The sequence below is a fragment of the Janthinobacterium aestuarii genome, assembly GCF_046113285.1.
GTDB lineage: Bacteria > Pseudomonadota > Gammaproteobacteria > Burkholderiales > Burkholderiaceae_D > Janthinobacterium.
In genome coordinates, this window is the sequence record NZ_CP142524.1 from 1,695,343 (window position 1) to 1,719,677 (window position 24,335).

19 protein-coding genes are annotated in these 24,335 nt (G+C 62.9%); 6 read left to right on the forward strand and 13 right to left on the reverse strand.

The window, feature by feature from the left end; genetic code table 11:
• Positions 1 to 4: 4 nt before the first annotated feature.
• From OX462_RS07585 to OX462_RS07605, 5 genes are all read left to right on the forward strand, one after another.
• Positions 5 to 5,095, forward strand: coding sequence for a beta strand repeat-containing protein (locus OX462_RS07585; protein ID WP_409028116.1), 5,091 nt, complete (start codon positions 5 to 7; stop codon positions 5,093 to 5,095).
• A gap of 7 nt (positions 5,096 to 5,102) precedes the next feature.
• Positions 5,103 to 5,828, forward strand: coding sequence for a FecR family protein (locus OX462_RS07590; protein ID WP_409028117.1), 726 nt, complete (start codon positions 5,103 to 5,105; stop codon positions 5,826 to 5,828).
• A 72-nt stretch (positions 5,829 to 5,900) separates the two neighbouring features.
• A complete protein-coding gene (locus tag OX462_RS07595; RefSeq protein ID WP_409028118.1) occupies positions 5,901 to 8,306 on the forward strand; it encodes a heavy metal translocating P-type ATPase in 2,406 nt (801 codons plus the stop codon).
• 1 nt (position 8,307) lies between these two features.
• Entirely contained in the window at positions 8,308 to 8,727 is a 420-nt protein-coding gene (gene cueR / locus OX462_RS07600; RefSeq protein ID WP_070219126.1) for a Cu(I)-responsive transcriptional regulator, read from the forward strand.
• 21 nt (positions 8,728 to 8,748) lie between these two features.
• Positions 8,749 to 9,477: a glutathione S-transferase gene (locus OX462_RS07605; protein WP_205602270.1), complete on the forward strand. Its 729-nt coding sequence runs from the start codon at positions 8,749 to 8,751 to the stop codon at positions 9,475 to 9,477.
• Between the two features lie 47 nt (positions 9,478 to 9,524).
• On the opposite strand, the gene OX462_RS07610 is transcribed toward OX462_RS07605, so the two are convergent.
• From OX462_RS07610 to yidD, 3 genes are all read right to left on the reverse strand, one after another.
• Positions 9,525 to 9,725, reverse strand: a complete 201-nt coding sequence (locus OX462_RS07610; RefSeq protein WP_070219128.1) for a heavy-metal-associated domain-containing protein — start codon at positions 9,723 to 9,725, stop codon at positions 9,525 to 9,527.
• 82 nt (positions 9,726 to 9,807) lie between these two features.
• Entirely contained in the window at positions 9,808 to 10,749 is a 942-nt protein-coding gene (locus tag OX462_RS07615) for a bestrophin family protein (RefSeq protein ID WP_230505761.1), read from the reverse strand.
• Positions 10,750 to 11,004: 255 nt separating this feature from the next.
• Positions 11,005 to 11,685, reverse strand: a complete 681-nt coding sequence (gene yidD / locus OX462_RS07620) for a membrane protein insertion efficiency factor YidD (protein ID WP_409028119.1) — start codon at positions 11,683 to 11,685, stop codon at positions 11,005 to 11,007.
• 51 nt (positions 11,686 to 11,736) lie between these two features.
• Between yidD and OX462_RS07625 the strand changes: the two genes are divergently transcribed.
• On the forward strand, positions 11,737 to 13,104 hold the full coding sequence (locus OX462_RS07625) for an NAD-dependent succinate-semialdehyde dehydrogenase (RefSeq protein ID WP_409028120.1): 1,368 nt from the start codon (positions 11,737 to 11,739) through the stop codon (positions 13,102 to 13,104).
• A gap of 24 nt (positions 13,105 to 13,128) precedes the next feature.
• Here OX462_RS07625 and OX462_RS07630 read toward each other — a convergent pair whose 3' ends face one another.
• The 10 genes from OX462_RS07630 to OX462_RS07675 all read right to left on the reverse strand — a co-directional run bounded on the left by OX462_RS07630 (position 13,129) and on the right by OX462_RS07675 (position 23,949).
• The gene (locus OX462_RS07630; protein ID WP_409028121.1) at positions 13,129 to 13,887 is read right to left on the reverse strand and encodes a site-2 protease family protein; all 759 of its coding nucleotides are present in this window, start codon (positions 13,885 to 13,887) and stop codon (positions 13,129 to 13,131) included.
• A gap of 52 nt (positions 13,888 to 13,939) precedes the next feature.
• Positions 13,940 to 15,751: a PhoH family protein gene (locus OX462_RS07635; RefSeq protein ID WP_070219133.1), complete on the reverse strand. Its 1,812-nt coding sequence runs from the start codon at positions 15,749 to 15,751 to the stop codon at positions 13,940 to 13,942.
• A gap of 289 nt (positions 15,752 to 16,040) precedes the next feature.
• Positions 16,041 to 16,511 (reverse strand): peroxiredoxin, encoded by a 471-nt coding sequence (locus OX462_RS07640; protein WP_034750445.1) that lies wholly within the window; start codon positions 16,509 to 16,511, stop codon positions 16,041 to 16,043.
• Between the two features lie 75 nt (positions 16,512 to 16,586).
• A complete protein-coding gene (locus tag OX462_RS07645) occupies positions 16,587 to 17,546 on the reverse strand; it encodes a polysaccharide deacetylase family protein (protein WP_099410067.1) in 960 nt (319 codons plus the stop codon).
• The gene (locus OX462_RS07650; protein ID WP_070219136.1) at positions 17,546 to 18,598 is read right to left on the reverse strand and encodes a bifunctional UDP-4-keto-pentose/UDP-xylose synthase; all 1,053 of its coding nucleotides are present in this window, start codon (positions 18,596 to 18,598) and stop codon (positions 17,546 to 17,548) included. Before OX462_RS07650 ends, OX462_RS07645 begins: the two co-directional genes overlap by 1 nt.
• A 21-nt stretch (positions 18,599 to 18,619) precedes the next feature.
• The gene (locus OX462_RS07655) at positions 18,620 to 19,537 is read right to left on the reverse strand and encodes a formyltransferase (RefSeq protein ID WP_409028122.1); all 918 of its coding nucleotides are present in this window, start codon (positions 19,535 to 19,537) and stop codon (positions 18,620 to 18,622) included.
• Positions 19,537 to 20,532 carry a glycosyltransferase gene (locus tag OX462_RS07660; protein ID WP_099410120.1) on the reverse strand — a complete coding sequence of 332 codons (996 nt, stop codon included), beginning with the start codon at positions 20,530 to 20,532 and terminating at the stop codon, positions 19,537 to 19,539. The genes OX462_RS07655 and OX462_RS07660 overlap by 1 nt, the downstream gene beginning before the upstream one ends.
• 11 nt (positions 20,533 to 20,543) lie before the next feature.
• Positions 20,544 to 21,680 carry a DegT/DnrJ/EryC1/StrS family aminotransferase gene (locus OX462_RS07665; RefSeq protein WP_070219138.1) on the reverse strand — a complete coding sequence of 379 codons (1,137 nt, stop codon included), beginning with the start codon at positions 21,678 to 21,680 and terminating at the stop codon, positions 20,544 to 20,546.
• Positions 21,681 to 21,886: 206 nt separating this feature from the next.
• Positions 21,887 to 23,560 carry a glycosyltransferase family 39 protein gene (locus tag OX462_RS07670; RefSeq protein ID WP_070311123.1) on the reverse strand — a complete coding sequence of 558 codons (1,674 nt, stop codon included), beginning with the start codon at positions 23,558 to 23,560 and terminating at the stop codon, positions 21,887 to 21,889.
• Positions 23,557 to 23,949, reverse strand: a complete 393-nt coding sequence (locus tag OX462_RS07675; protein ID WP_070311121.1) for an Mth938-like domain-containing protein — start codon at positions 23,947 to 23,949, stop codon at positions 23,557 to 23,559. The genes OX462_RS07670 and OX462_RS07675 overlap by 4 nt, the downstream gene beginning before the upstream one ends.
• Between the last annotated feature and the right edge of the window lie 386 nt (positions 23,950 to 24,335).

A 24,335-nucleotide genomic window follows, 5' to 3' on the forward strand; every position in this document is an offset into this window, starting at 1 on the left:
CACCATGCACAACCACGTCCAGCACGCCTCCGCTTTCATCCTGACGCCCGCCTTTTCATTACCGCTTGCGCCGCCCTTGCGCCGCACGGCGCTGGCACTGCTGCTGGCCGGCTGTTTCGGCACCGCGCAGGCCAACCCCGCCTTGCCGCAGGTGGTCAACGGACAGGCCACGTTCAGCCAGCAGGGCAACATCTTTTCGATCACGAACACGCCCAACACCATCATCAACTGGCAGAGTTTTTCCATCCATGCGGGCGAAATCACGCGCTTCATCCAGCAAAGCGGCAATAGCGCCGTACTGAACCGCATTACGGGACAAGACCCCAGCAAGATCCTGGGCGCGCTCGAATCGAACGGCAAGGTCTTCCTGATCAACCCGAACGGCATCGTTTTCGGCCAGGGGGCGAAAGTGGACGTGAACGGGTTGGTCGCCTCCAGCCTGGGCATGACGAATGAGGATTTCCTGGCCGGCAAGCGCCAGTTCACGGCCGGCGGCGTGGCCGGCGGCGTCAGCAATGCGGGCATGATTAACGCGGGCAAGGGCGGGCAAGTGCTGCTGATCGCGCCGAACGTGGAAAACACGGGCATCATCACGGCGCCCAATGGCGAAGTGATCCTGGCGGCCGGGCGCAGCGTGCAGCTGGCCGACCCCGGCAATCCGCAATTGCGCGTACTGGTCTCTGCGCCGGCCGACCAGGCGCTGAACCTGGGCCAGATCATCGCCCAGGGCGGCAGCATCGGCATGGCCGGCGCGCTGGTCAGCCAGCGCGGCGTGCTCAACGCCAACAGCGCCGTCGTCGGCGAGAACGGCAGGATCGTGCTCAAGGCCAGCGGCAAGGCGCTGCTCGAAGCGGGCAGCGTCACCAGCGCCGCGGGGTCGGCCGGCACGGGCGGCCAGATTCAAGTGCTGGGCGAGCAAGTGGGTTTGCTGGGCAATGCAAAGGTCGACGCCAGCGGCGCGACGGGCGGCGGCACGGTCTTGCTGGGCGGTGATTACCAGGGCAAGAACGCGGCCGTGCACAATGCGCGGCAAGTACTCGTCGGCAAGGATGCCAGCGTCAATGCCGATGCGATTGTCAGCGGCAACGGCGGCAAGGTCATCGCCTGGGGCAATGAATCGGCCCAGGTGCACGGCAGCATTTCCGCGCGCGGCGGCGCGCAAGGCGGCGACGGCGGCTTCGTGGAAACGTCCGGCCATTACCTGGCCGTCGACGGCATCCGCGTCAATACCAGCGCGGCGCGCGGCAAGCGCGGCAACTGGCTGCTCGATCCGTATGATATCGACGTGGTGCAGGGACCGGGCGGCAACCTTGCCAATGTCGATCAGTTCAGCGACATGCCGTCGACCGGCAGCACCAGCATCGGCGCCGATACGATCTCCGGCGCCACCAGCGACGTCACCTTGCAAGCCCTGCATCGCATCAATTTCAGCAGTTCGGTGAACATGCTCAATTCCGGCGTCAGCCTGACCGCGCAGGCGGGCGAAACCATCAATGTCTACGCCGCCATCACCACCAACGGCGGCAATGTGACCCTGTCGGCGAATGACCCTGCTAGCACCAGCGGCAACTATGGCCCGGGATCGAACGTCAATCTGAACGCGGCCATTACCAGCAACGGCGGCAACATTTCGCTATCGGGCGCCAGCATCGAGGGCGCCGCCACGGTCCATGTCGGCAACGGCAATCTGAGCTTGCGCGCGAATGACGCGCTGGGCGGCATCAATCTGTCGGGCGGCGCCGGCCAGCTTGCTGGCAACGGCATCGCCGGCCAGACGGTGACCCTGCAGGCCGACAATATCACCGTTGCCGGCGGCATCGACGTCGGCGGCACGGCGGGCGGCGCAAATGTCATCATCAAACCCCTGAGCAGTGCGCGCAGCATCGACCTGGGCACCAAATCGGGTACGGCCCTCAGTTTGAACGCGGTTGAGCTGGCCGGCATCTCGGCCGCGTCGCTGACCATCGGCGACGGCACGAACACGGGCGGCTTGCGGATATCGGATGCGCTTGCCAGGACCGGCGATCTGCACCTCAATTCCGGTTCCGCCATCACGGCCACGGGCGCCGTGACGGTGAGCGGCAGCTTTGTGCTCGACGGCGGCGCCTGGGTGCAAAACGCGGCGGCCCTGCCAGGATTTAGCGCCAGAAACTTCACCATCGGCAGCGGCGCCAGTTTCCTGCGCGTGGCCGGCGGCGACGGTGCCGCCACACCTTATCTGCTCGCCGATATCTATGGCTTGCAAGGCATCGCCAGCCTCGGTCTGGGCAACAGCTATCGCCTGGCCGGCAATATCGACGCCAGCGGCACGGCGAACTGGAACGATGGCCAGGGCTTTGTGCCGATCGCCGGCAGCGGCAGCGGTTTTTCCGGCGTGTTCGATGGCGGCGGATTTACGCTCAGCAATTTGAAAATCGACCGCAGCCTGGTGCCTGGTCAGGCGGCAGGCCTGTTTGGCACCGTGCAGGGCGGCACCTTGCGCAACCTGACCCTGAGCGGCGGCAGCGTCACCGGCAGGGCGAACGTGGGCGCGCTGGCGGGCGAGGTCGTCAGCGGCACCATATCCGGCGTGAACAGCAGCGTCGCCGTCAGCGGCCAGCGTAATGTTGGCGGCCTGGTGGGCAGCAACGGCGGCGCCATCACGCTGTCGGCCAGCAGCGGCGCCGTCACCGGCGTCAATGCCGACAACGGCGGCGCCATCGGCGGCCTGGCGGGATCGAATGCGTCCGGCGCCAGCATCGCGACTTCGTACGCCACCGGCGTGGTGACGGGCGCGCGCGAAATGATCGGCGGCCTGGTCGGCAACAACCAGGGCGCGCTGAGCCAGTCTTATGCCACCGGCAATGTCAGCGGCGCGCGCAGCATCGGCGGCCTGGTGGGCTTGAACGGCGGCAGCATCGACGATGCATATGCCAGCGGCGCCGTGGGCCGGGCCGTTACCGCCGATCCCATCCTGTCCATGGAAAACATGGGCGGGCTGGTCGGTGAAAGCACGGGCAGCGTCAGCCATGTCTTCAGCAGCGGCGCCGTGAGCGGCGACGGCTACGCGTCCGTGGGCGCGGTGGCCGGCCGCGTGTCCGCCGGTTCCCCGTTCAGCTATGGTTTTTTCAATTATGAAACATCGCTGGTGCAGACCGGTGGCGGCGGCTCCAGCGGCCGCAGCACGGCGCAGATGCGGCAGCAGGGCAGCTTCAGCGACTACAATTTCAGCAGCGTGTGGCGCATTTACGAAGGCTACACGACGCCGATGCTGAAGGCTTTCCTCAAGCCGCTGCAAGTGAACCTCTCGGGCAATGCCACGGGCAAGGTCTACGATGGCCAGCTTGCCGCCTTCCTCGGTTCGATCGCCTATGTGGGATTGATCGACGGCGACACGGGCGTGAATGGCAGCCTCGGCTACGGCAGCAACGCGCGCAACGTGGGCAGCTATGCAGCGACGGGCCTGTGGTCGACCAAGTACGACATCACCATGGGCGGCACGACGACTTTCGCCATCACGCCGCGCACCCTCAACGTGCAATTTAACGGCGTCAACAAGGTCTATGACGGCACGACGGGCGCCGCGCTGGGTTTTGGCGATGACCGGGTTGCCGGTGACCGCCTGGACCTGTCGGCCCTGGCCAGCTTCAGCGACAAGAATGCGGGCGCGGGCAAGACGGTATTCGTGACGAACCTGAGCCTGGGCGGCGCCGATGCGGGTAATTACCTGCTGACCTCGACGGGCGGCACGACGCAGGCGACGATTGCGCAAAAACAATTGTCGACCTGGGTAGGCAGCGGCAGCGGCTTGTGGAGCGATGCGGCCAACTGGGACGGCGGCGTGGTGCCGGAAGGCGCGAACGTACTGGCTGTCGACTTTAGCAACAGCAAGGGCATCGTGACCTACAGCGCGGCGGCCGGCAACACCATCCTGAAAAACCTGACGGCGTCCGCGGGCTTATTGCTGACGGGCGGCAGCCTGACCCTCGGTGACAAGGCGCCGGATAGTTCCCTGCTGGCCAGCCTGGAAGTCAACGGCGGCAGCCTGTTGCTGAACGGCAGCCTGTCGGCGGATCGTTACGTGCAAGGCGGCGGCGTGTTGAGCGGCAATGGCAACTTGCTCGTCGCCAACAGCTTTAATCAGACTGCCGGTGCCATCCGGCTGGCAGGCCAGCTGGCCATCACGCAAGCGGCTGGCGACTTGCGCTTCGCCAGCCTGGCGGCCAACGATGTGCAGCTGAGCGCCTTGAACGGCGCCATCGGCCAGGACGGTGCGGTGCTCGCCAGCAGCCTGACCGCGCAGGCGCGCGACGGCATCGTGCTGAGTAATGCGGGCAATCAGGTAAGCAGTTTTAGCGCCAGCAATCGTGCCGGGGGCGGCATTGCGCTGAACAATACCTCGGCGCCAGGCACCCTGGCGCTAGGAACGCTGACCACTGGCGCGGGCAATATCGCCATCGACAACACGGGCGGCGTCAATGCTGGCAATATCGATGCGCATGGCGGCAACGTCAGCGTGACGGCGCACAGCCCCGTTACCGTCAACGGCAGGATCGCGGGCAATGACATCGCGCTCAATGCCAGCACGGACGTACTGCTGGGCGATGGCGCGCAGCTGGTAGCGGCGCGCGACATCAGCCTGGCGGCGGGACGCGACATCAGTATCAAGGGCAACTCCCGCGTAGCCAGCGGCGGCAATTTTACCGCCAGCGCAGAAGGCAATGTGCTGTTTGCGGACACGGCAAGTTTCACTTCGCCGGCCGCTGCCAGCATGAGCGTGCTGGCGAAAACGGGCAGCATCACGGGCACGCAGGGCGTGCGCATCAATCGCCAGCGCACCAGCGTCGGCTTGCAGGCGCCGAATGGCACGGTCAGCATGGCGGACGCCATTTTCCTGCCCGTCACGACCGTCGAACAGCCCGTGATCATCAACGTCATCATCAATAACACATTGAACGTCATCAAGCAGGCCGACTATGCCAACGTCCCGCTCGTTTCCAAACTGCCGGCCAAGCCTGCTGACAAGGTACCGGACGACAAGGATGTTACCGCCTCCGCAGGTGACTCAACAGGACCTACAAAAAATGAATCTGTTAAAAAAATGTACTGCAATTAAGGCTTTCTTGTGGCTGGCCTTGATGTGCGTGGGCGCGCATGCCTGGGCCGGCCAGGTGGCCGGTACCGTCATGCAATTGAGTGGTCCGCTGATGGCGAAGAAGGCCGATGGCAAGGTGAAGATCCTGGCCATCAAGTCGGAAGTCGAGCAGGGCGACACCTTGCTGACGGAAAAGGAGACCTATGCCTTGATCAAGCTGATCGACAATAGCGAAATCACCTTGAAACCGAATACCAGTTTTGTGATCGAGCAATTCAGCTATACGGCCGAGCAGCCCGATGGCGACCACGCCATCTTCAGCCTGCTCAAGGGGGGCTTGCGTTCCGTCACGGGGCTGCTGGGCAAGCGCAACAAGGAGCGCTTCGAGATGAAGACGCCGGCCGCCACCATCGGCATTCGCGGCACGACATTTATTGCCGAGTATATTGGCCCGTCGACGCCTGCACTGTCGACGCCTGCACTGTCGGCGCCTGCATCGTCGATGCCTCGGGCTCCCGGCCTGTATGTGCAAGTGCTCGATGGCCTGATCAATTTGACCAATCCTGCCGACACACTCAATTTCAGCGCCGGCCAGTTCGGCTATACGCCGAATTTCCGGCAGCCGCCGGTGGTGCTGCCGGCCAATCCGGGCATAAAGTTTGCGCCGCCGCCCGTGTTCAATTCCAGCATGCCCCCGACCGCCAGCAGTACCACGCCCGGCAAGTCGAACAACGTCGACTGCGAAGTACGCTAAGTTTCGCTTGACCTTCCCATCATGGTAGGGACGATCCTGTAGACATCACCTCTTATCTACAGGATCAGCGCCATGCAGCCAGCTTCCCCTTATTTGCAATCGTTCACGGTCGAAGGCATGACCTGCGCCTCGTGCGTGGCCCGCGTTGAAAAGGCGCTGGCGGCCGTGCCGGGCGTGACCAGCGCCAGCATCAACCTGGCCACCGATACGGCCAGGGTGGCGTCCAGCCAGAACGTTCCGCTGGCCACCTTGCAGGCGGCCGTGGACAAGGCCGGCTATGCGGTGGCGCAGCGCGAGATCGACCTGAGCATCGCCGGCATGACGTGCGCCTCGTGCGTGGGCCGGGTGGAAAAAGCCCTGCTGAAAGTGCCCGGCGTGCTGGCCGCCAGCGTCAACCTGGCCACGGAAAGCGCGCGCGTCAAGGTGACGGGCGACGCCGATGCGGGCGTCCTGATCGCCGCCATCGACCAGGCCGGCTATGCCGCCACGGTGCCCGCCGCCAGCCACGCCAGCGCGCCCGCGGCGGCGCCCAACCGCGACGGCATGAAAGTGGCGTTCGCGGCCGTTCTGGCCTTGCCATTGATGCTGCCCATGCTGTTCGAGTGGGCCGGCATCCATTTGATGCTGCCCGGCTGGCTGCAATTCGCGCTGGCCACGCCCGTGCAGTTTTACTTTGGTGCGCGTTTCTACAAGGCGGGCTGGAAGGCGGCGCGCGCCGGCAGCGGCAATATGGATTTGCTGGTGGCGCTGGGCACGAGCGCCGCGTATGGCTTGTCCGTCTATCAATGGCTGACGGCGGGCGAGATGCTGCCGCACCTGTACTTTGAAGCGTCGGCCGTCGTCATCACGCTGGTGTTGCTGGGCAAATGGCTGGAAAGCCGCGCCAAGCGCCAGACGGCTTCGGCCATCCGCGCGCTGCAAGTCTTGCGCCCGGAGGCGGCCCGCGTGCGCCGCGACGGCGTCGAGCTCGATTTGCCCGTGGAACAGGTGAAAGTGGGCGACCTGGTGGTCATCCGCCCCGGTGAACGGGTGGCCGTCGATGGCGTGGTGGTGGAAGGCGCCAGCCAGGTCAACGAGTCGCTGATCACGGGCGAAAGCTTGCCGGTCGATAAGCATCCGGGCGACAAGGTGACGGGCGGCGCCATCAATGCCGATGGTTTGTTGCTGGTACGTACCCAGGCCGTGGGCGGCGAGACGACCTTGTCGCGCATCATCCGCCTGGTGGAAGACGCGCAGGCCGCCAAGGCGCCCATCCAGCATCTGGTCGACAAGGTCAGCGCGATTTTTGTTCCCGTGGTGCTGGTGCTGGCGCTGCTGACCATGCTGGGCTGGTGGTTCGCCACCGGCGAGCTGGAGAACGCCATCATCAATGCAGTGGCCGTGCTGGTCATCGCCTGCCCGTGCGCGCTGGGCCTGGCCACGCCGACGGCCATCATGGCCGGCACGGGCGTGGCCGCCCGCTACGGCATCCTGATCAAGGATGCGGAAGCGCTGGAAGTGGCGCACGCCGTCAATACCGTCGTATTCGACAAGACGGGCACCCTGACCATCGGTAAACCAGCGCTGGCGGCCCTGCATGCGCACGGCATCGACGATGCCCGGCTGTTGCAGCTGGCGGCCAGCATCCAGCGCGGCAGCGAACACAGCCTGGCTACTGCCGTGCTGGATGCGGCCAGCGCGCGCCACGTCGAGCCCTTGCCGGCCACGGCCCTGGCGGCCTTGCCGGGCCGTGGCCTGGCGGCGCATGTCGACGGCCTGGACCTGAAACTGGGCAGCACGCGCCTGATGCAGGAGTTAAACGTGGACATGGCACCGCTGGCGGCACAAGCCTTGTCGCTGGAAAACACGGGCAATACGATCTCGTGGCTGGCTTCGGGATCGGAACTGCTGGGCCTGTTCGCCTTCAGCGACCAGGTCAAGCCGAATGCGCAGGCGGCTATTGCCCATTTGCACAGCCTGGGCATCCGCACGGTGATGTTGACCGGGGATAACCAAGGCAGCGCCGACGCCGTCGGCAAGCTGCTGGGCATCGACACGGTGGCGGCGAAAATGCTGCCGGCCGATAAAACCGCTAAAATTGTTGCGCTGAAAGGCGAGGGCGCGAAGGTGGCCATGGTGGGCGACGGCATCAACGATGCGCCCGCGCTGGCCGCTGCCGACGTGGGCATCGCCATGTCGACGGGCACGGACGTGGCCATGCATGCGGCCGGCATCACGCTGATGCGCGGCGATCCGGCCCTGGTGGCGGACGCCATCGATATCTCGCGCCGCACCTACAGCAAGATACGGCAGAATCTGTTCTGGGCCTTCATTTACAACCTGATCGGCATTCCGCTGGCCGCCTTCGGCTTGCTCAACCCCATGGTGGCGGGCGCGGCGATGGCCTTCAGTTCCGTCAGCGTGATCAGCAATGCCCTGTTGCTGCGCCGCTGGAAAGCCCGCAGTCATTCAGGTCGCGCGCATACCAAGGAGTCATAGGATGAATATCGGCCAGGCAGCCAGTGAAACGGGCGTATCGGCAAAAATGATACGCTACTACGAGAGTATTTCATTGTTAAAACCCAGCGCGCGCAGCGACGCCGGTTACCGCATCTACACGCCGAACGACTTGCACGCCTTGCGCTTCATCAAGCGCGGGCGGGGGCTGGGTTTTTCGCTGGAGCAGATCCGCGAGCTGCTGTCGCTGTGGCAAAACGACCAGCGCGCCAGCGCTGACGTGAAAGGCATCGCCCTGGCCCACGTCGCCGAGCTCGACAAGCGCATCGCCGAACTGACGGAAATGCGCGACACGCTGGCCCACCTGGCGCAGTCGTGCCATGGCGATGACAAGCCCGATTGCCCCATCCTGCAAAGCCTGGGGCTGGCCAGCGACACGGAAGCGAAGGCTTGCTGCCATTGAGTTAAATCAACGGAGGTGCGTATGGCGTATGAACTGTATTACTGGCCCACGATACAGGGACGCGGCGAATTCATCCGCCTGGCCCTGGAAGAGGCGGGTGCCGACTACCGCGATATCGCCCGTTTGCCTGAACGCAAGGGGCAAGGCGTTCCCGCCATGCTGGCCTGCCTCGATGGCGGTGCTACGCCACAGGCCGCCTACGCACCGCCCGTGCTGCGCGACGGCGACATGCTGATCGGCCAGACGACGAATATCCTCTTGTATCTGGGCCGCCGCCTGGGCCTGGCACCGCGCGCGGAAAGCGGCCGTTTATGGCTGAACCAGCTGCAACTGACCATGGCCGACTGGCTGACGGAAGTGCACGACACGCACCATCCGCTGTCGATGAATCAATATTATGAGGAACAGAAACAGGCGGCCATGCTGCGCAGCGCGGATTTCCGCGAAACACGGCTGCCGAAATTCCTCGATTATTTCACCCAGGTCCTGCTGAATAATCGCAGCCGAGGCCAGTATCTGGTGGGCGCAAAGCTCACGTATGGCGACCTGTCGCTGTTCCAGATGCTGGCCGGCTTGCGTTATGCGTTTCCGCAAGCCATGGCGCGCCTGGCACCCGAATATCCGTTCCTGTCCGAGCTGCACGATATGGTGGCGGCGCGGCCGAACATCGCCCGCTACCTGCAGTCGAAGCGCAGAATTGCGTTCAATGAAGAAGGCATCTTCCGCCACTACCCCGAGCTGGACGGATAAAAAAACAGCCGGCGCAAAGGCCGGCTGTCGTAATGCTGCTGTGGCTGTTACTGCGCGCTGGTAACGGGGTAGCCCGCCTCCACGATGGCGGCGCTGATGGCGCCCAGTTCGGCGGGTGATTCCACCGTGACGCGCTTGCTGGCCAGGTCGATCTGCACCTGGGCTTGCGGATCGATGGCCTGCACCGCTTTCGTGACCGAGCCGACGCAATGGCCGCAGCTCATGTTTTCAACTTGTAACTGATACATGGCAAGCACTCCTTGAATGATTAGGTACGTCTACTGTAAGCCTTGCCCCGGTGGGAAGGTCAAGGGGAAGCTGGCGTGCGCATCAATTCAGCAGGAAATCGTCCGCTTGCATGGGCGGCGGCACGTTCTCGTCCTGCACGGATTCGCGCAAGCTGATTTCGATGGCGCGGCACATGGCCGACAGCGGCAGGTCGTTGGCGTCTTCGCCGAACGGCTCCTCGATCTCGTCGCCCAAGGCATCGAGGCCAAAGAAAGTGTAGGCAACGATGGCGACGACGAACGGCGTCATGAAACCGAGCGAGTCAACGAGGCCGAACGGCAGCAGGAAGCAGTACAGATAGGCTGTGCGGTGCAACAGCAGCGAATACGAAAACGGAATCGGCGTGCTGCGGATGCGTTCGCACGACGCGCCTGCCGCTACCATGGCCGAGACCGTGTTATCGATCTGTGCGGTGAGGATGCTGTCGATGCGGCCTTGCCGGACGCAGTCGGCCAGGTCGTGGCCCATCTGCAGCATCAGATAGTCCGATGGATTCGATGCCTGGCAAGCCGCTTCCCATTCGGCCGGGCGCAGCAGCGGCTGCAAGTCGGCCGGTCCGCGCGTGTCGCGCAGCTGGTGGCGCAGGGCGTGGCAAAAGGCGATGGTGCGGTAAATCATGCGCACGCGCACGTCATCGAGGCCCAGCCTCGCGTGGGCGGGCGTGTTGCCGCGTATCATGGTCTGGCACTGGCGCGAGAAATTACGGCTGCGCAAGACCAGTTCGCCCCACAGCTTGCGCGCTTCCCAGTAGCGGTCATAGGCGGCCGTGTTGCGAAAGCCCAGGAAGATGGCCAGCGGCAAGCCGATCAGCGTAAACGGGATGGTGGTCAAGATCACCTTGTGGTCGAACAAGGTGCCGTGGCACCAGGTGACGAGGGTGGCGATCAGGGTATTGACGATGAGCGTGGTGCGGATGCGCGGCAGGACGGAGCCGCGCACCACGAGGAACAGCCTTAGGGCCGAAGGACGCTCGCGCACGATCATGCTGCGCTCCTTGCTGGAGGCTGGGCTGGCGGGGAACGGCGGGCCCGGTGATCGGTAAAAGAGGAAAGATGCAGTGGCAATGGCCGGGAACAAAAAGCCCGCGATGTATGCGGGCTGAGCAGGGTGTGCATGGGAAGCAGTGTAGGGGAGACGGTTTAAGTATAGGCCGCCGATCCGTTTCCAGCCAATTCACAGTGATAATGGGTATTATTCATTTCATGAATGAATATTTCATTTGTAGGTTGTTGTGTGAATTTAGCTATCCGATTCCTGTCGCTGCCTGATCTTCTTGCGGTGTTCTTCCTGCTGCCGTTTCAGTGCGGCACTGGCTGTATAGTCGTTGCGGAACCATGTCGTGTTCTTGCCGCGGCCCGGCCGGGAGCAATCAGCCAGGCTGGCCACGTCGGCGCAGTCGCAAGCGCAGTCCAGCAGAGGTACGTCGCAGTCGCAAAATCCCGCCTGCGCCTGGCGGCGCGCACTGCGCCGCGTCTGCGGATGCAGCGCCAGGTATCGGCGATGGCGTTCGCCGCAGGCGCGCAGACGCCGTTGCAGCAGCGCCAATCCCGGGCGCAAGCCGTGACGCGCGATGACCTTGTAGCCATAGGCGGAGCAGCTGTCGCGCCCCGTCAGCACGCGGTAGGCGCAGCGAAATCCTTTCCAGGGAGATAGATGGCGCTGGTAGACGCGGATCGCCCACAGGGCCAGGTGCTTGCCGCAGGTGTCGAAGGTGAAAATATTGCTTCCTTTGCCGTTTGCCTTGCGGCACTGACTCGAGCATACGACAGGTCTGCAAAAAATAATAGCGGCAAGCCCGCATGCATGGCGGCACGTGACAGAGAGGGAGATCGGCTGGTGCGTACCGTGGCCGCCATGACGCCTGCGGCCATAGTCCACTATGTTCGCGTGCGTACTGTCGCGCGGCGCGTCCGCCAGCATACTGCCCAGCTACCCCACGCAGTCCCGGGGTGCCAAGACCAAGGAAACCAGATGAGCTATCAGACCACGAATCCCTACAGCGAACAGATCGAGCAGACCTTCACACCGCATAACGATGCGCAAATGGACAATATACTGGCCCAGGCAGCCACTGCTTTCGAGAGCGACTGGCGCCAGCGCAGCTTTGCCGAGCGCAAGGCAGTCGTCAAGAAAGCGGCCATGCTGCTGAAGGAACAAGGCGATGCCTTCGCCAAGCTGATCACCGTGGAAATGGGCAAGCTGTTCAAGGAAGCGCAGCAGGAAGTGTCGCTGTGCGTGAAAATCCTCGACTACTACGCGGATAATGCTGAGCAATTTCTCGCTCCCAAACAACTTGACGTCAAGCGCGGCGAGGCCAGCGTGGAAATCGCGCCGCTGGGCGTGATCTTCTGCGTCGAGCCGTGGAATTTCCCGTATTACCAGCTGGCCAGGGTTGCGGGTCCGAATTTGATGGCGGGCAATACCCTGGTAGTGAAGCACGCGTCCAACGTGCCCCAGTGCGCACTGGCCTTTGAAAAACTGTTCCTTGACGCGGGCGCGCCGGCAGGCGCCTACAGCAACGCATTCTTGTCCAGCGAGCAAGTGGCCACCGCCATTGCCGACCCGCGCGTGCAGGGCGTGGCGCTGACGGGCAGCGAGCGTGCCGGCGCCTCCGTGGCGGCCACGGCCGGCAAGGCCCTGAAGAAAACCACGATGGAACTGGGCGGCAGCGACGCCTTCATCGTGCTGGACGACGCCGACATGGACCTGGCCGTCAAGCTGGCCGTCATCGGCCGCATCCAGAATGCGGGCCAGGTGTGCGACGGCTCGAAACGCTTTATCTTGCTCGACAGCATTGCCGATACCTTTGTCGAGCGCTTCCAGGCCGAACTGGCCAAGCTGCAGCCAGGCGACCCGATGGATGCCGCCACGACCCTGGCGCCGCTGTCGAGCAAATCGGCGCTGGAGCTGGCCGTCAAGCAAGTCGGCCAGGCCGTGGAAGGCGGCGCGAAAGTGCTGCTGGGCGGCAAGCGCATCGAGCGCGCCGGCTACTTCATGGCGCCGACCATTCTCACCGAAGTCACGCCTGGCAATCCCGTCTACTACCAGGAATTCTTTGCCCCCGTCGCCATGATTTTCCGCGTCAAGGATGACGACGCGGCGATCGCCCTGGCCAACGATTCTCCCTTCGGCCTCGGTGGCACCATCATCACGGCAGACGTCGCGCGCGGCAAACGCATGGCCAGCCGCATCGACACGGGCATGGTATTCATCAACTCGCCCGCCGTCACGGCGCCTGAACTGCCATTTGGCGGCGTGAAACATTCGGGTTACGGCCGCGAATTGTCCGACCTGGGCATCATGGAATTCGTCAACCGCAAGCTGGTGCTGGTCGGCTGACCGGGCGACCTTGGGGGCGTTTCCTTACGCCCCCAGCGCCTGCCAGCCATACCAGCCGAACGCCGCCACCCACGCCAGCAAGATCGCCAGCCCCGGCAGCAACAGCCATTTTGCTGCCGTCTCTTCCCACGCCACATACGGCTTGCCGCCGCGCGCGATGGCCAGCAGCGCCTGGCCCCCATTCAGACCGGCAAACGGCAGCAGATTAAAGGCGCACAGTTTCAGCGAGAACAGGGCGAACACCGGCGCAAAGCCATGCGTACGGGCAAATAGCTCCCCTGCACCCAGCAATTCCTGCGCCCCCGACAACGGCGCCAGCGCGCCAGCGACGATGTGCCCGAAGGCGGCGATAAAGCGCTCCCAGCCCGAGGCTCCCATGATGCCCAGTGACAAGGCCAGCAGCACGGCCACGCCGCTCAATGGCAGCAGCACCTGCTTCCACAGCGGCTGGAAGTTGTAGGCGTCAAGGCAGGGATCGTCGTCATACAGCGTTTCCTCACGCGTATCTTTCAGCACCAGATTGCCGGCCAGGGGCAGCAGCTTGACGCGCACTTTGCCCCAGGTCAGCAGGGTGGGACCGACGCCATAGCTGATGCTGCGCACCGTGATGCCGAACAGCCTGGCGCAGGCCGCCATGACGGAAATGTGGAGGAGCATGAAAACGATGAAGCAGAGCAGCAACTGCAGGGCGGGAGGCATCGGCAAGGTGTTCAGAAAGAAAGGAGCGGTATTAGAACATGCCGCAGGAAAAAGTCGCGCACGTGAAAAAAGCCCCGCCTGCATCGCTGCAGCCGGGGCTTCGAATGAATGGGCAGCTTGCGCCGCCCGCTATAATTTACAGCACTTCGCTGGCGTGGTCGGCCAGACGCGAACGCTCGCCGCGTGCCAGGGTGACGTGGCCGCTGTGCGTCCAGCCCTTGAAGCGGTCGACCACGTAGGTCAGGCCGCTCGAGCCTTCCGTCAGGTACGGCGTGTCGATCTGGGCGATGTTGCCCAGGCACAGGATCTTCGTGCCGGGGCCGGCGCGCGTGACCAGGGTCTTGACCTGTTTTGGCGTCAAGTTTTGCGCTTCATCGATGATGAGGAACTTGTTCACAAACGTGCGGCCGCGCATGAAGTTGAGCGACTTGATCTTGATGCGCGAACGGATCAGGTCTTGCGTTGCCGCGCGGCCCCATTCGCCGCCATCCGAGTCGGACTTGTTCAGCACTTCCAGGTTGTCGTCGAAGGCGCCCATCCATGGCGACATCTTTTCTTCTTCCGTGCCTGGCAGGAAACCGATGTCTTCGCCCACGGGCACCGTCACGCGGGTGACGATGATTTCATTGTAGAGCTTGGTTTCCAGCACTTGCGCCAGGCCGGCGGCCAGGGCCAGCAGGGTCTTGCCGGTACCGGCCTGACCCAGCAGGGTGACGAAATCGCATTCCGGATTCATCAGCAGGTTCAGCGCGAAGTTCTGCTCGCGGTTGCGCGCCGTCACGCCCCACACATTGTTCTTCGTGTGGCTGAAGTCGCGCAGGGTTTGCAGCACGGCCGTCTTGCCGTTGATCTGCTTCACCTGGCCGTAGAACGGCGTTTCGCCGTTTTTCGGTTCCAGGTAGATGAACTGGTTGACCAGCAGCGATGGAATGAACGGGCCCGTCACGCGGTAGAAGGTGGAGCTGTAGCCGTTCTTGCTTTCCTGCCACGACTCCATGTCCTTGCCGTGCTTGTTCCAGAAGTCGTCCGGCAATTGCACGATGCCCGAGTACAGCAAGTCCGTGTCTTCCAGCACATGGTCGTTGAAGTAATCTTCGGCCGGCAAGCCCAGGGCGCGCGCCTTGATGCGCATGTTGATGTCTTTCGACACCAGCACGACGGGGCGGCCTTCCTGTTCCGACTCGAGCGAACGCACGACGGCCAGGATCTGGTTGTCGGCCTTGCCCACTGGCAAGCCTGCCGGCAGGTCGGCGCTTTGCAAACGTGTCTGGAAGAACAGACGGCCCTTGGCGTCCTTGTTGCCCAGCTTGGACAGCAGGATGCCGTGTTCGATGGCGTCGTCATCCGTGTTGCTGATCAGGGCATCGAGCGTGCGCGACACCTGGCGCGCATTGCGGGCCACTTCCGTCATGCCCTTTTTGTGGTTGTCCAGCTCTTCCAGGGTCATCATCGGCAGGTACACATCGTGTTCCTCGAAGCGGAACAGCGACGATGGATCGTGCATCAGCACGTTCGTGTCGAGCACGAACAGCTTGCTGATGCCGCGCTGATCGGCGGCGCGGCTGGCGGACGACTTGAGCTGCACTTCCACAGGCTTGTGCTTGGCCGGATGCGGCTGCTCTGCCTGCTTGACGGGCTTGATCGGCGTGACCTTGCCTTTTGCCGCCGGCTTGGCTTTCGCTGCAGGCGCGGCAACGGCGGCAGGCGCGGCCGCAACCGGCGCCGGGGCTGGCACTGGCTTGGCGACCATCAGGGCCGCCACTTGCTTGATCTTCGTGGCCGCATTGCGGACCGGCTTGGCAACTTCGGCGATCGCCGCTTCAATGATCGGTGCAGCCACTTTCTTGGCTGCCGGGGTTTTGGTGGCCGGGCGCGCTGCGCCTGCGGTTGGGTAATCTTGGGTGGCCAGGATGGTGGCTGGCTTGCTCGGTAATTTTGGCAGTGGCATCAGGATCTCAATCAAAAAATTTCTGGAATGAATCGCCCATGGGCAGCCAGCTTCTGGCGGCACTTCTCATGGGGTGGATGCGGGGGAACAACAATGCTACAGGACGAATAACTGCCGGGAGGCCGGCAGCATGGCCGGTCATGGACGCCATCGGCGGGCTGCAGGCCCGTCTGGCGGAGTGGATGGAGGCGCTTCGTTGACTCAAAATGGCGATAGGTACCGTGAACTGAACTGCGGTTGAACCAGGCTTGCTGGAAGCCGACAACGCGCATTGGATCAAAATGAACGATCAATTCAGATGCGCTACGAATTCCAGCACTTCTTCCACGTGAGTTGCGACCTTCACGCCTCTCCATTCTTTCACCAATCGGCCCTGGGCGTCAATCACAAACGTACTGCGCTCGACGCCGCGTACGGTCTTGCCGTACATCTGTTTCATCTTCATGACGTTAAACAGCAGGCAAACGGCTTCGTCCGGGTCGGAAATGAGCTCGAACGGCAGTTCCAGCTTCGCTTTGAAGCTTTCGTGCGAGCGCAGGGAATCGCGGCTGATGCCGTAGATTTCCACGCCGGCGGCGACAAATTGCGGATACGCGTCACGGAAGGCGATGTTTTCAGTGGTGCAGCCAGGGGTGTTGTCCTTCGGATAGAAAAACAGTACCGTGGCCTTGGCCGGGCGGCCCAGCAACTGAAAGGTCTTGCCGCTGGTCATGGCGGCACTAAAGTCGGGTATGCTAACGAGGGATTGGCTATCAGCCACAGGTTCTCTCCTGAACGGTGATCATCAGCGCTGTTTTTTAATCTGGCAACGCATCCAGGTGCAACAATACAGCATTCAGGCCGCTTTGCCCTGCACAATCAGGCGTCCCGAACGCCCGGGCAACTCATCCCAGGTGATGGGGCAAATTGGCAAGTCCGCATCTTTTATCTTTTCATAATAATCGCCCATCGCCGCAAACTGGTAGCCCTGGGCTTTCCAGCCAGTCAGCAATTGTTCGAAAATGGGGGCGAGTTTCTGTCCTTCAAGTTCCGCATGCAAGGTATACACGTGATCGCGCGGGTTGTCCGCCGTCAGTGACAGGATATGCGCGGCAACATTGCCTGTGGTGATCAGCTTGCCGTCGATTTCGCAGCCCAGCAATTCGTCCAGGGTGGGCAGGGTGGTGGGCAATTGCACGCAGCGCAGGATGGTGTTGCCATTGCGCACGCGGTGCGGGCCATTGCCCGGATGCACCATGGCGCCGCGCGCGTCGAGCATGGCGCGGCCATCGGAGGCAAAGCGGTAGCCGGCCGTGTCGTGCTCGACAAAGGCGCTGACATTCATTTGCCAGCCGGCCGCGCCGTGCGTGTGCGGCTTGCTGCCGAACACCTGTTCGTAGCGGTTGGCGGCCTTGCGCATCATGTTAATGGTCCAGGCGGCGTTGCGCTTGGCCACATTGTCTTGCCACAGGGTGTGATCCCAGGTGTGGATGCCGCACTCGAAACCGGCATCGCGCACGGCGCGCAATTGCGCCGCGCACTGCTTGCCGATATCGGGTCCCGGCAGCAAGGTGCCGTACATCAATGTTTTCAAGCCGTAGTGCTCGACCACCGACGTGCGCGAGACCTTGCTGAAAAAGCCGGGCCGCAAGGCGCGCCGCAGGGCCCAGCCCGTGTGGTCGGGGCCCAGCGAGAACAGAAAGGTGGCCTTGGCCTGGTGCGCGGCCAGCATGCGCACCAGATTGCCCATGCCTTCACGGGTGCCGCGATAGGTATCGACGTCGATTTTGAGGGTCAGGAACGGCTTGCTCAACATTAATCCATCAGGGCTTTGGCTTGGGCTACCTGGCTGCGGTAGGCGTCAAAAATATTGCGCAGGGAATCGGCCATGGTGGTGGTCGGCGCCCAGCCCAGCTCTTCGCAGGTATTCGTGATTTTCGGCACGCGGTTCTGCACGTCCTGGTAGCCGGCGCCGTAGTAGGCGCCCGAGGTCGTTTCCACGATGTTCACGTGTTTCGCGCCTTCGGCGTATTCCGGGTATTCGGCGGCCAGGGTCAGCATCATGCCGGCCAGGTCGCGGATCGAATAGTTATTGGTCGGATTGCCAATGTTGTAGATCTTGCCGCTGGCGATGCCGTTCTTGTTGGCGATGATGCGGATCAGCGCATCGATGCCGTCGTCGATATAGGTGAACGCGCGTTTCTGCGCGCCGCCGTCGACCAGCGAGATGTTTTCGCCGCGCACGATGTGGCCGAAGAATTGCGTCACCACGCGCGAGGAACCTTCTTTCGGCGTGTGGATCGAGTCCAGGCCCGCGCCGATCCAGTTGAATGGACGGAACAGGGTGAAGTTCAAGCCTTCCATGCCGTAGCCCCAGATCACGCGGTCCATCAGCTGCTTGGCGTTCGAATAGATCCAGCGCGGCTTGTTGATCGGGCCGCAGATCAGTTCCGAGTTTTCCGGATCGAATTCCTCGTCATGGCACATGCCATACACTTCCGAGGTCGACGGGAAGACCAGGTGCTTGCCGTACTTGGCGGCCGAGCGCACGATAGGCAGGTTGGCTTCGAAGTCCAGTTCGAAGACGCGCAGCGGCTGCTTGACGTAGGTCGATGGCGTGGCGATGGCCACCAGCGGCAGGATCACGTCGCATTTCTTGACGTGGTACTCGACCCATTCCTTGTTGATCGTGATGTCGCCTTCGAAGAAGTGCATGCGCGACTTGTAGTTGTCATCTTCCAGCAATTCCGTGATGCGGTCCGTGTTCATGTCCATGCCGTAGACATGCCAGTCGGTGGTTTCCAGGATGCGCTTGGACAGGTGGTGGCCGATGAAACCGTTGACGCCTAAGATGAGGACTTTTTTCATATGAGATTCTCTTGAGTGATATCAGTGTGTGCTGACGCGGGCGGTCAGACTTGCTTGCAATTGCTGAGCCGAAATCGGCTCCCCGGCAGCCCTCAGCGCGGAAATGGCCAGCATGCGGCCGTCTCCGCAGACGCCAAAGATGCAATTATCCACTACCGCCAAGCCTGGTGGCAAACTTCCTGCTGAATGCTTGCTTAAACGGGCTTTTTCGATGGTGTAAATAACATTGTTGACTTCGGTGAACGCGCCGGGATAGGGGGGCGCGACGGCCCGGTGCAGGTTGTACACCTGCTGCGCGGGTAACTTCCAGTCGATGCGGCCGTCTTCCGGCGTGCGGCCGCCAAAGTAGCCGCCCTGGCGTAAATCGTTGAGCTGGCGCGGCGCCGTGCCGTCCAGCAAGGCTGGCAGCACGTTCCACAAGGTTTGCTCCGCCGCCACCGTGACCTTGCCGAAGACTTCGAACGCCGTGTCGTCGGGCAGGATGGGCACGGCCGTTTGCGCGACGATGGCGCCGGCATCGGGCTTGACCGTCATTTCATGCAGGGTGGCGCCCGTTTGCGGGGCGCCATGCAGCACGGCCCAGTTGACGGGCGCGCGGCCGCGGAACTGCGGCAGCAGCGAGCCGTGCATATTGTAGGCGGGCGCGACTTCCAGGAGGCTGGCCGGCAGCATGTGGCGGTAGTAAAAGCTGAACAGCATGTCCGGCCTGGCCGCCTGCACCTGCGCCAGCAGCTCGGGCGCGCGCGCGTCCGGAGGCGTGATGTACGGGATGCCTTCGGCCTGGCACAGGCTGGCGACGGATTCGAACCACAGGTTTTCCGTGGGGCTGTCTTCGTGCGTGACGACGAGGGCGATATCGACGCCGCCGGCCATCAGCACCTTGATGCAGCGCACGCCCACATTGTGGTAGCCGAAGACGACGGCGCGCGGGGCGCCCATCAGCGGCTCACCTGGCGCTTTTCCAGGCGCACGTACGATGGCGCCTCGGCTTCCGCCTGGACCATGCCATCCTGCAGGATGGTTTGCACCACATAGCGGGGACGGGCGCGCACTTGCTGGAAGATGCGTCCCACGTATTCGCCCACCAGGCCGATGCCAAACAGGATCACGCCCATGAAGAAGAAGGCGATGGCGAACAGGGTGAACACGCCTTCGGCCTCCGCGCCCAGCAGGAAGCGGCGTACCAGCAGGAAGATCACCAGCAGCGCCGAGCCCAGCGACATCGCCATGCCCAGCATGGAAAAGATTTGCAGGGGAATCAGCGAAAAGCCCGTGACGAGGTCGAAATTGAGGCGGATCAGGCTGTACAGCGAATATTTCGACTCGCCGGCGGCCCGTTCCTCGTGCTCGACGGTGATTTCCGTGGGCTTGCGGGCAAACGTGTAGGCGAGGGCGGGCACGAAGGTGTTCACTTCGGCGCACTGGTTGACCAGGTCGATCACATTGCGGCCATACGCCCGCAGCATGTTGCCCTGGTCCGTGATCTTGATGTTGGTGATGCGTTCGCGCAGGCGGTTCATCATCTTCGAGGCCAGGGTGCGCCAGGCGGAATCTTGCCGCTTGCGCCGGATCGAGCCCACGTAATCGTAACCTTCGCGCATCTTCGCCACCAGGTTGCCGATTTCTTCGGGCGGGTTCTGCAGGTCGGCGTCGAGCGTGACCATGATCTGCCCGCGCGAGGCTTCAAAACCGGCCAGGATGGCCATGTGCTGGCCATAATTGCCGTTGAATAAGATCACGCGCGTGACGTCGGGGCGCTGGCGGAACTGTTCCGCCAGGATCGCCACCGAGTTGTCGCGGCTGCCATCGTTGATGAAGATGATCTCGTAGCTCGTCTGCAAGGCATCGAGGGCCGGATACAGGCGGGCGAACAGGCTGGCCAGGCCATCCTGCTCGTTGTAGATCGGAATGATTACGGACAGTTCAGGTTTCATCGGCGCGCTGCTCATTTGATGAGAATGGATTTGACGGTGGCGACGGCGCGTTCCACGTCCTGTGTCGTCATGGCGTAGAACATCGGCAAGGTCACGGTCAGGCGGCCGATCTGTTCCGAGACGGGGAACATGCCCTCGGTAAAGCCGCGTTCGCGGTACATGGTAAACAGGTGGATCGGTGCGTAATGATAGCCCGTTCCCACGTTTTGCTGCGCCATGGCTTGCATGAACGCGGCGCGCGTGCCGGGGCCGTTGTCGGGCAGGATGATCTGGAACAGATGCCAGTTGCTGTTTTCAAAGTCCTGCACGGGCAGCCGGGCGCCGCTCTGTGCTTCGAAGTCGCTGCCGAACTGCGCGAAATAGTGGCGTGCCAGCGCGCGGCGGTGGGCCGTGATGGCGTCGATATTGGCGAACTGGCCCAGGCCGATGGCGGCCATGATGTCGCTCATGTTGTATTTGCCGCCCAGCACGTCGACGTCGATGCCGTCCACGCCGCTGCGGGTGACACCCTGCAGCCGGTATTTCTCGGCCAGCTTCGCTTCTTCCAGGTTGTTCAGGACGAGGCAGCCGCCTTCGCCCGTGGTGATGTTCTTGTTGGCCTGGAAGCTGAACGAGACGAAGTCGCCAAACGCGCCGATGCGCTTGCCTTTCCAGGTGGAGCCGAACGCCTGCGCCGCGTCTTCCACGACCCTTAAATTGTACTTTTCAGCAATCGCGTACAGGCGGTCCATGTCGACGGGCAGGCCGGACAGGTAAACGGGGATGATGGCTTTCGTACGCGGGGTGATGGCCGCTTCCAGCTTGTCGAGGTCGATATTCCGGGTGACGGGATCGATGTCGGCGAACACGGGCGTGGCGCCCACTTCGATGATGACGTTGGCCGTCGCGACCCACGACACGGGCGTGGTGATGACTTCGTCGCCGGGGCCAATGCCGGCGATGCGCAGCGCGATTTCCATGGTGCACGTGCCCGAATTGAAGGTGCGCACGGGACGCCCGCCGAAATACTCGGACAGCTGGGCTTCGAATGCCTGCACTTTCGGGCCGCTGGTGATCCAGCCCGAGCGCAGCACCTCGCCGACGGCGGCGATGGTCGCCTCATCGATGGTGGGTTTGGAAAAAGGCAAAAAGGGCAGGGTAGAGGTCATGGGGCGCGGTTCTTGAGTCGGTATGGTGTCAGGGTATCTGTGTTGCCGAGGCTGCCGTACGGTGAAACGCGGCCGGCAGGCATGGCTATTTTATATCGTCAGTATGGCGGCGCAGCCGGTTCAGCGGTGAAAAAATCATGCCGATGCGGGGGCGGGGCAAGCTGGCCGGGGGCGCGATCCATGCTGCCTCGCGCCCCAGTTAAACATTATTTGTTGGCAATGACCATGCGGCGCGCGTCCTCGGCAATGACACGCATGGGCACGCCACGTTGTTGCAATTCCTTGTAGCGGTCCAGGCTGATAATGGCCATGTCGCGCACGCCGGCGTTGGCATCGTTCGTCCATTGCGTGATGAAAGGCTCGATGTTCGGGATCGACAGTTCCGGCTGCTGTTTCAGGCCAAACGTGAATTCATCCCAGTAATCGACGAGGATCACGGGCCGCTGCAGATAATAGGTCAGCGACTGTTCGTAGATGCCGACCGAATAGAGCTTGGTATCGGCCGTCAGTTCGGCCTGGATCTGCGGCAGCATGTCGGTGCCTGCGCGGTTCTGGCCATACAGTTCGGAGCCGGCCAGGATGCAGTGCGTGGCCAGGAAGCCGGCGCCGGCGATCGTCAGCACCGTCATGTCGCGGCGCAGCTGGCGCGCATGCAGCAAGGCCAGGGCGCCGCCGGCCAGGGCGAAGAAGCCGGCCGCCATCAGCCATGGCTGGTAGCCTTTCAATGCAATCAATGCTGCCGGATCGCGCGCGCTGGCCTTGCCGAAGGCGATCGGTCCGCCGATCAGGATGGCAGCGCCCAGCACGCACAGCAGGCCGGCGGCGAACAGGCGCTGGCGGCGCGACGCCGATTCCAGGTACAGCGCCACCAGCAAGGCCAGCGCCGGGAAGATGGGCACGATATAGCCGGGCAGCTTCGAGGTCGAATAGCTGAAGAAGAAGAAAATGAAGACGGCCCAGACCAGCAGCATCAAACGGGGCTGGAAGGCGCCTTCCTGACGCTGGAAGGCGGCGGCCAGGCTTTGCGGCAGCAGGCCTATCCATGGCAGGATGCCGGGGATGAGCAGCACGAGGAAGTAATACCAGGCGCCTTCGCGCTTGTGGCCCTTCATCAGGAAGCGCTGGAAATGCTCGTGGATGAAGAAGAAATGCGGCTGCTCCGGATTGCGCAGGGCGACCAGCACGAACCACGGCGTGGCGATGGCAAAGAACACCAGCAAGCCCTTGACCAGGTGCAGACGCGTCCAGATGCGCCAGTCGCGCGCACACAGCGAATACAGCACCAGCACGGCGCCCGGCAGCACGATGCCGATCAGGCCCTTGGCCAGCACGGCCAGCGCCATGGCGGCCCAGCAGGCCAGCATCCAGTTGCGCCGCTCCGTCGCCGTGGCGTCGTCGCGCTGGGCGATCAGCAGGCTGCCCAGGGTCAGGGTCATCATGCCCGACAGGCCCATGTCCAGCGAATTGATCTGGCCGGAAGCGAGCCAGAACAGGCTCGACGCCAGCACCAGGCCCGCATACAGGCCCACGCGCGGGCCGAAGACCTTCTTGCCCGCATAGGCCGTCATGCACACGCCGATGATGCCGCACAGGCCGGTCCACAGGCGCGCCTGCCACTCGCCCAGGCCGAAGGCGGCGAAGGTCAGCGCATTCATCCACGTTTGCAGCGGCGGTTTTTCAAAGTACTTGATGCCGTTCAGGCGTGTGGTGATCCAGTCGCCCGTGACGAACATCTCGCGCGCCATCTCGGCGTAGCGGCCCTCGTCGGGCGGCACCAGGGTGCGCACGCCCAGCGCATACAGGGTGACGACGATGAAGATGCCCAGCAGGGACCACATCAGCACCCGCGACGAGTGCAGTTCGTTGACATTGATTTTCATGCAGCCTTGCCTGCGGCCGGGGCCAGGATCAGTGCCAGGGTGACTTTGCGGCCCTCGCCCATGAGGATGTTGTAGGTGCGGCAGGCAGCCTGGCTATCCATGCATTCGACGCCGATGCGGCGCATGGTCAGCGCGGCCGTCAGCTTCGGGTGCACGAAGCGCTGGCGCTCGCCCGTGCCGAGGATGACCACGTCGGGCGCATCGGCCAGGATTTGCGCGAAATGCGCCTCGTTCAATTGTTCGAAACTGTCCACTTCCCACGCGCGCGGCGGCGTTTCCGGCATGACGATCAGGCTGTAGTTGTACGGCTGGGCATTGATCTCGACGCCGTTTTCGTCATAGCCGGTGACAGTCTGGTATTGTTGGGTGCTGCTGGCGTGGAGTTTCATGGCGATATCGGGGCTGGTCGTGTCGGTTGATCGGTACGCGCGCGGCCAAACTGGGTGCCGCGGCCAAGGGCGTAAGCATGCCATAAATGACAGAAAAGAGCGACTGAAAAGCAACATCCTTTCCAATTTGCAATGTTCGGCGCCACAGTGGCGCTGCATGCTGGCGCCATGGTAATGCTGCAAGATTAAGGGAAGATGAAGATGGCGCCCGCCCGATAGTCGTCCGGCTGCGCCGGCGTGGCAGAATCGGCGTCAAATGCTGCAGTTCGCCATGTTTAATTTGATAAAATGGCCTGTTTTCGGCGAGAATGGTTGTTTTCGCCTTGCAGTCTTTCGCATCGCAGTTTCACGGGTTCATAGTTCTGGCGCGGCGGCCACGCTGCAAG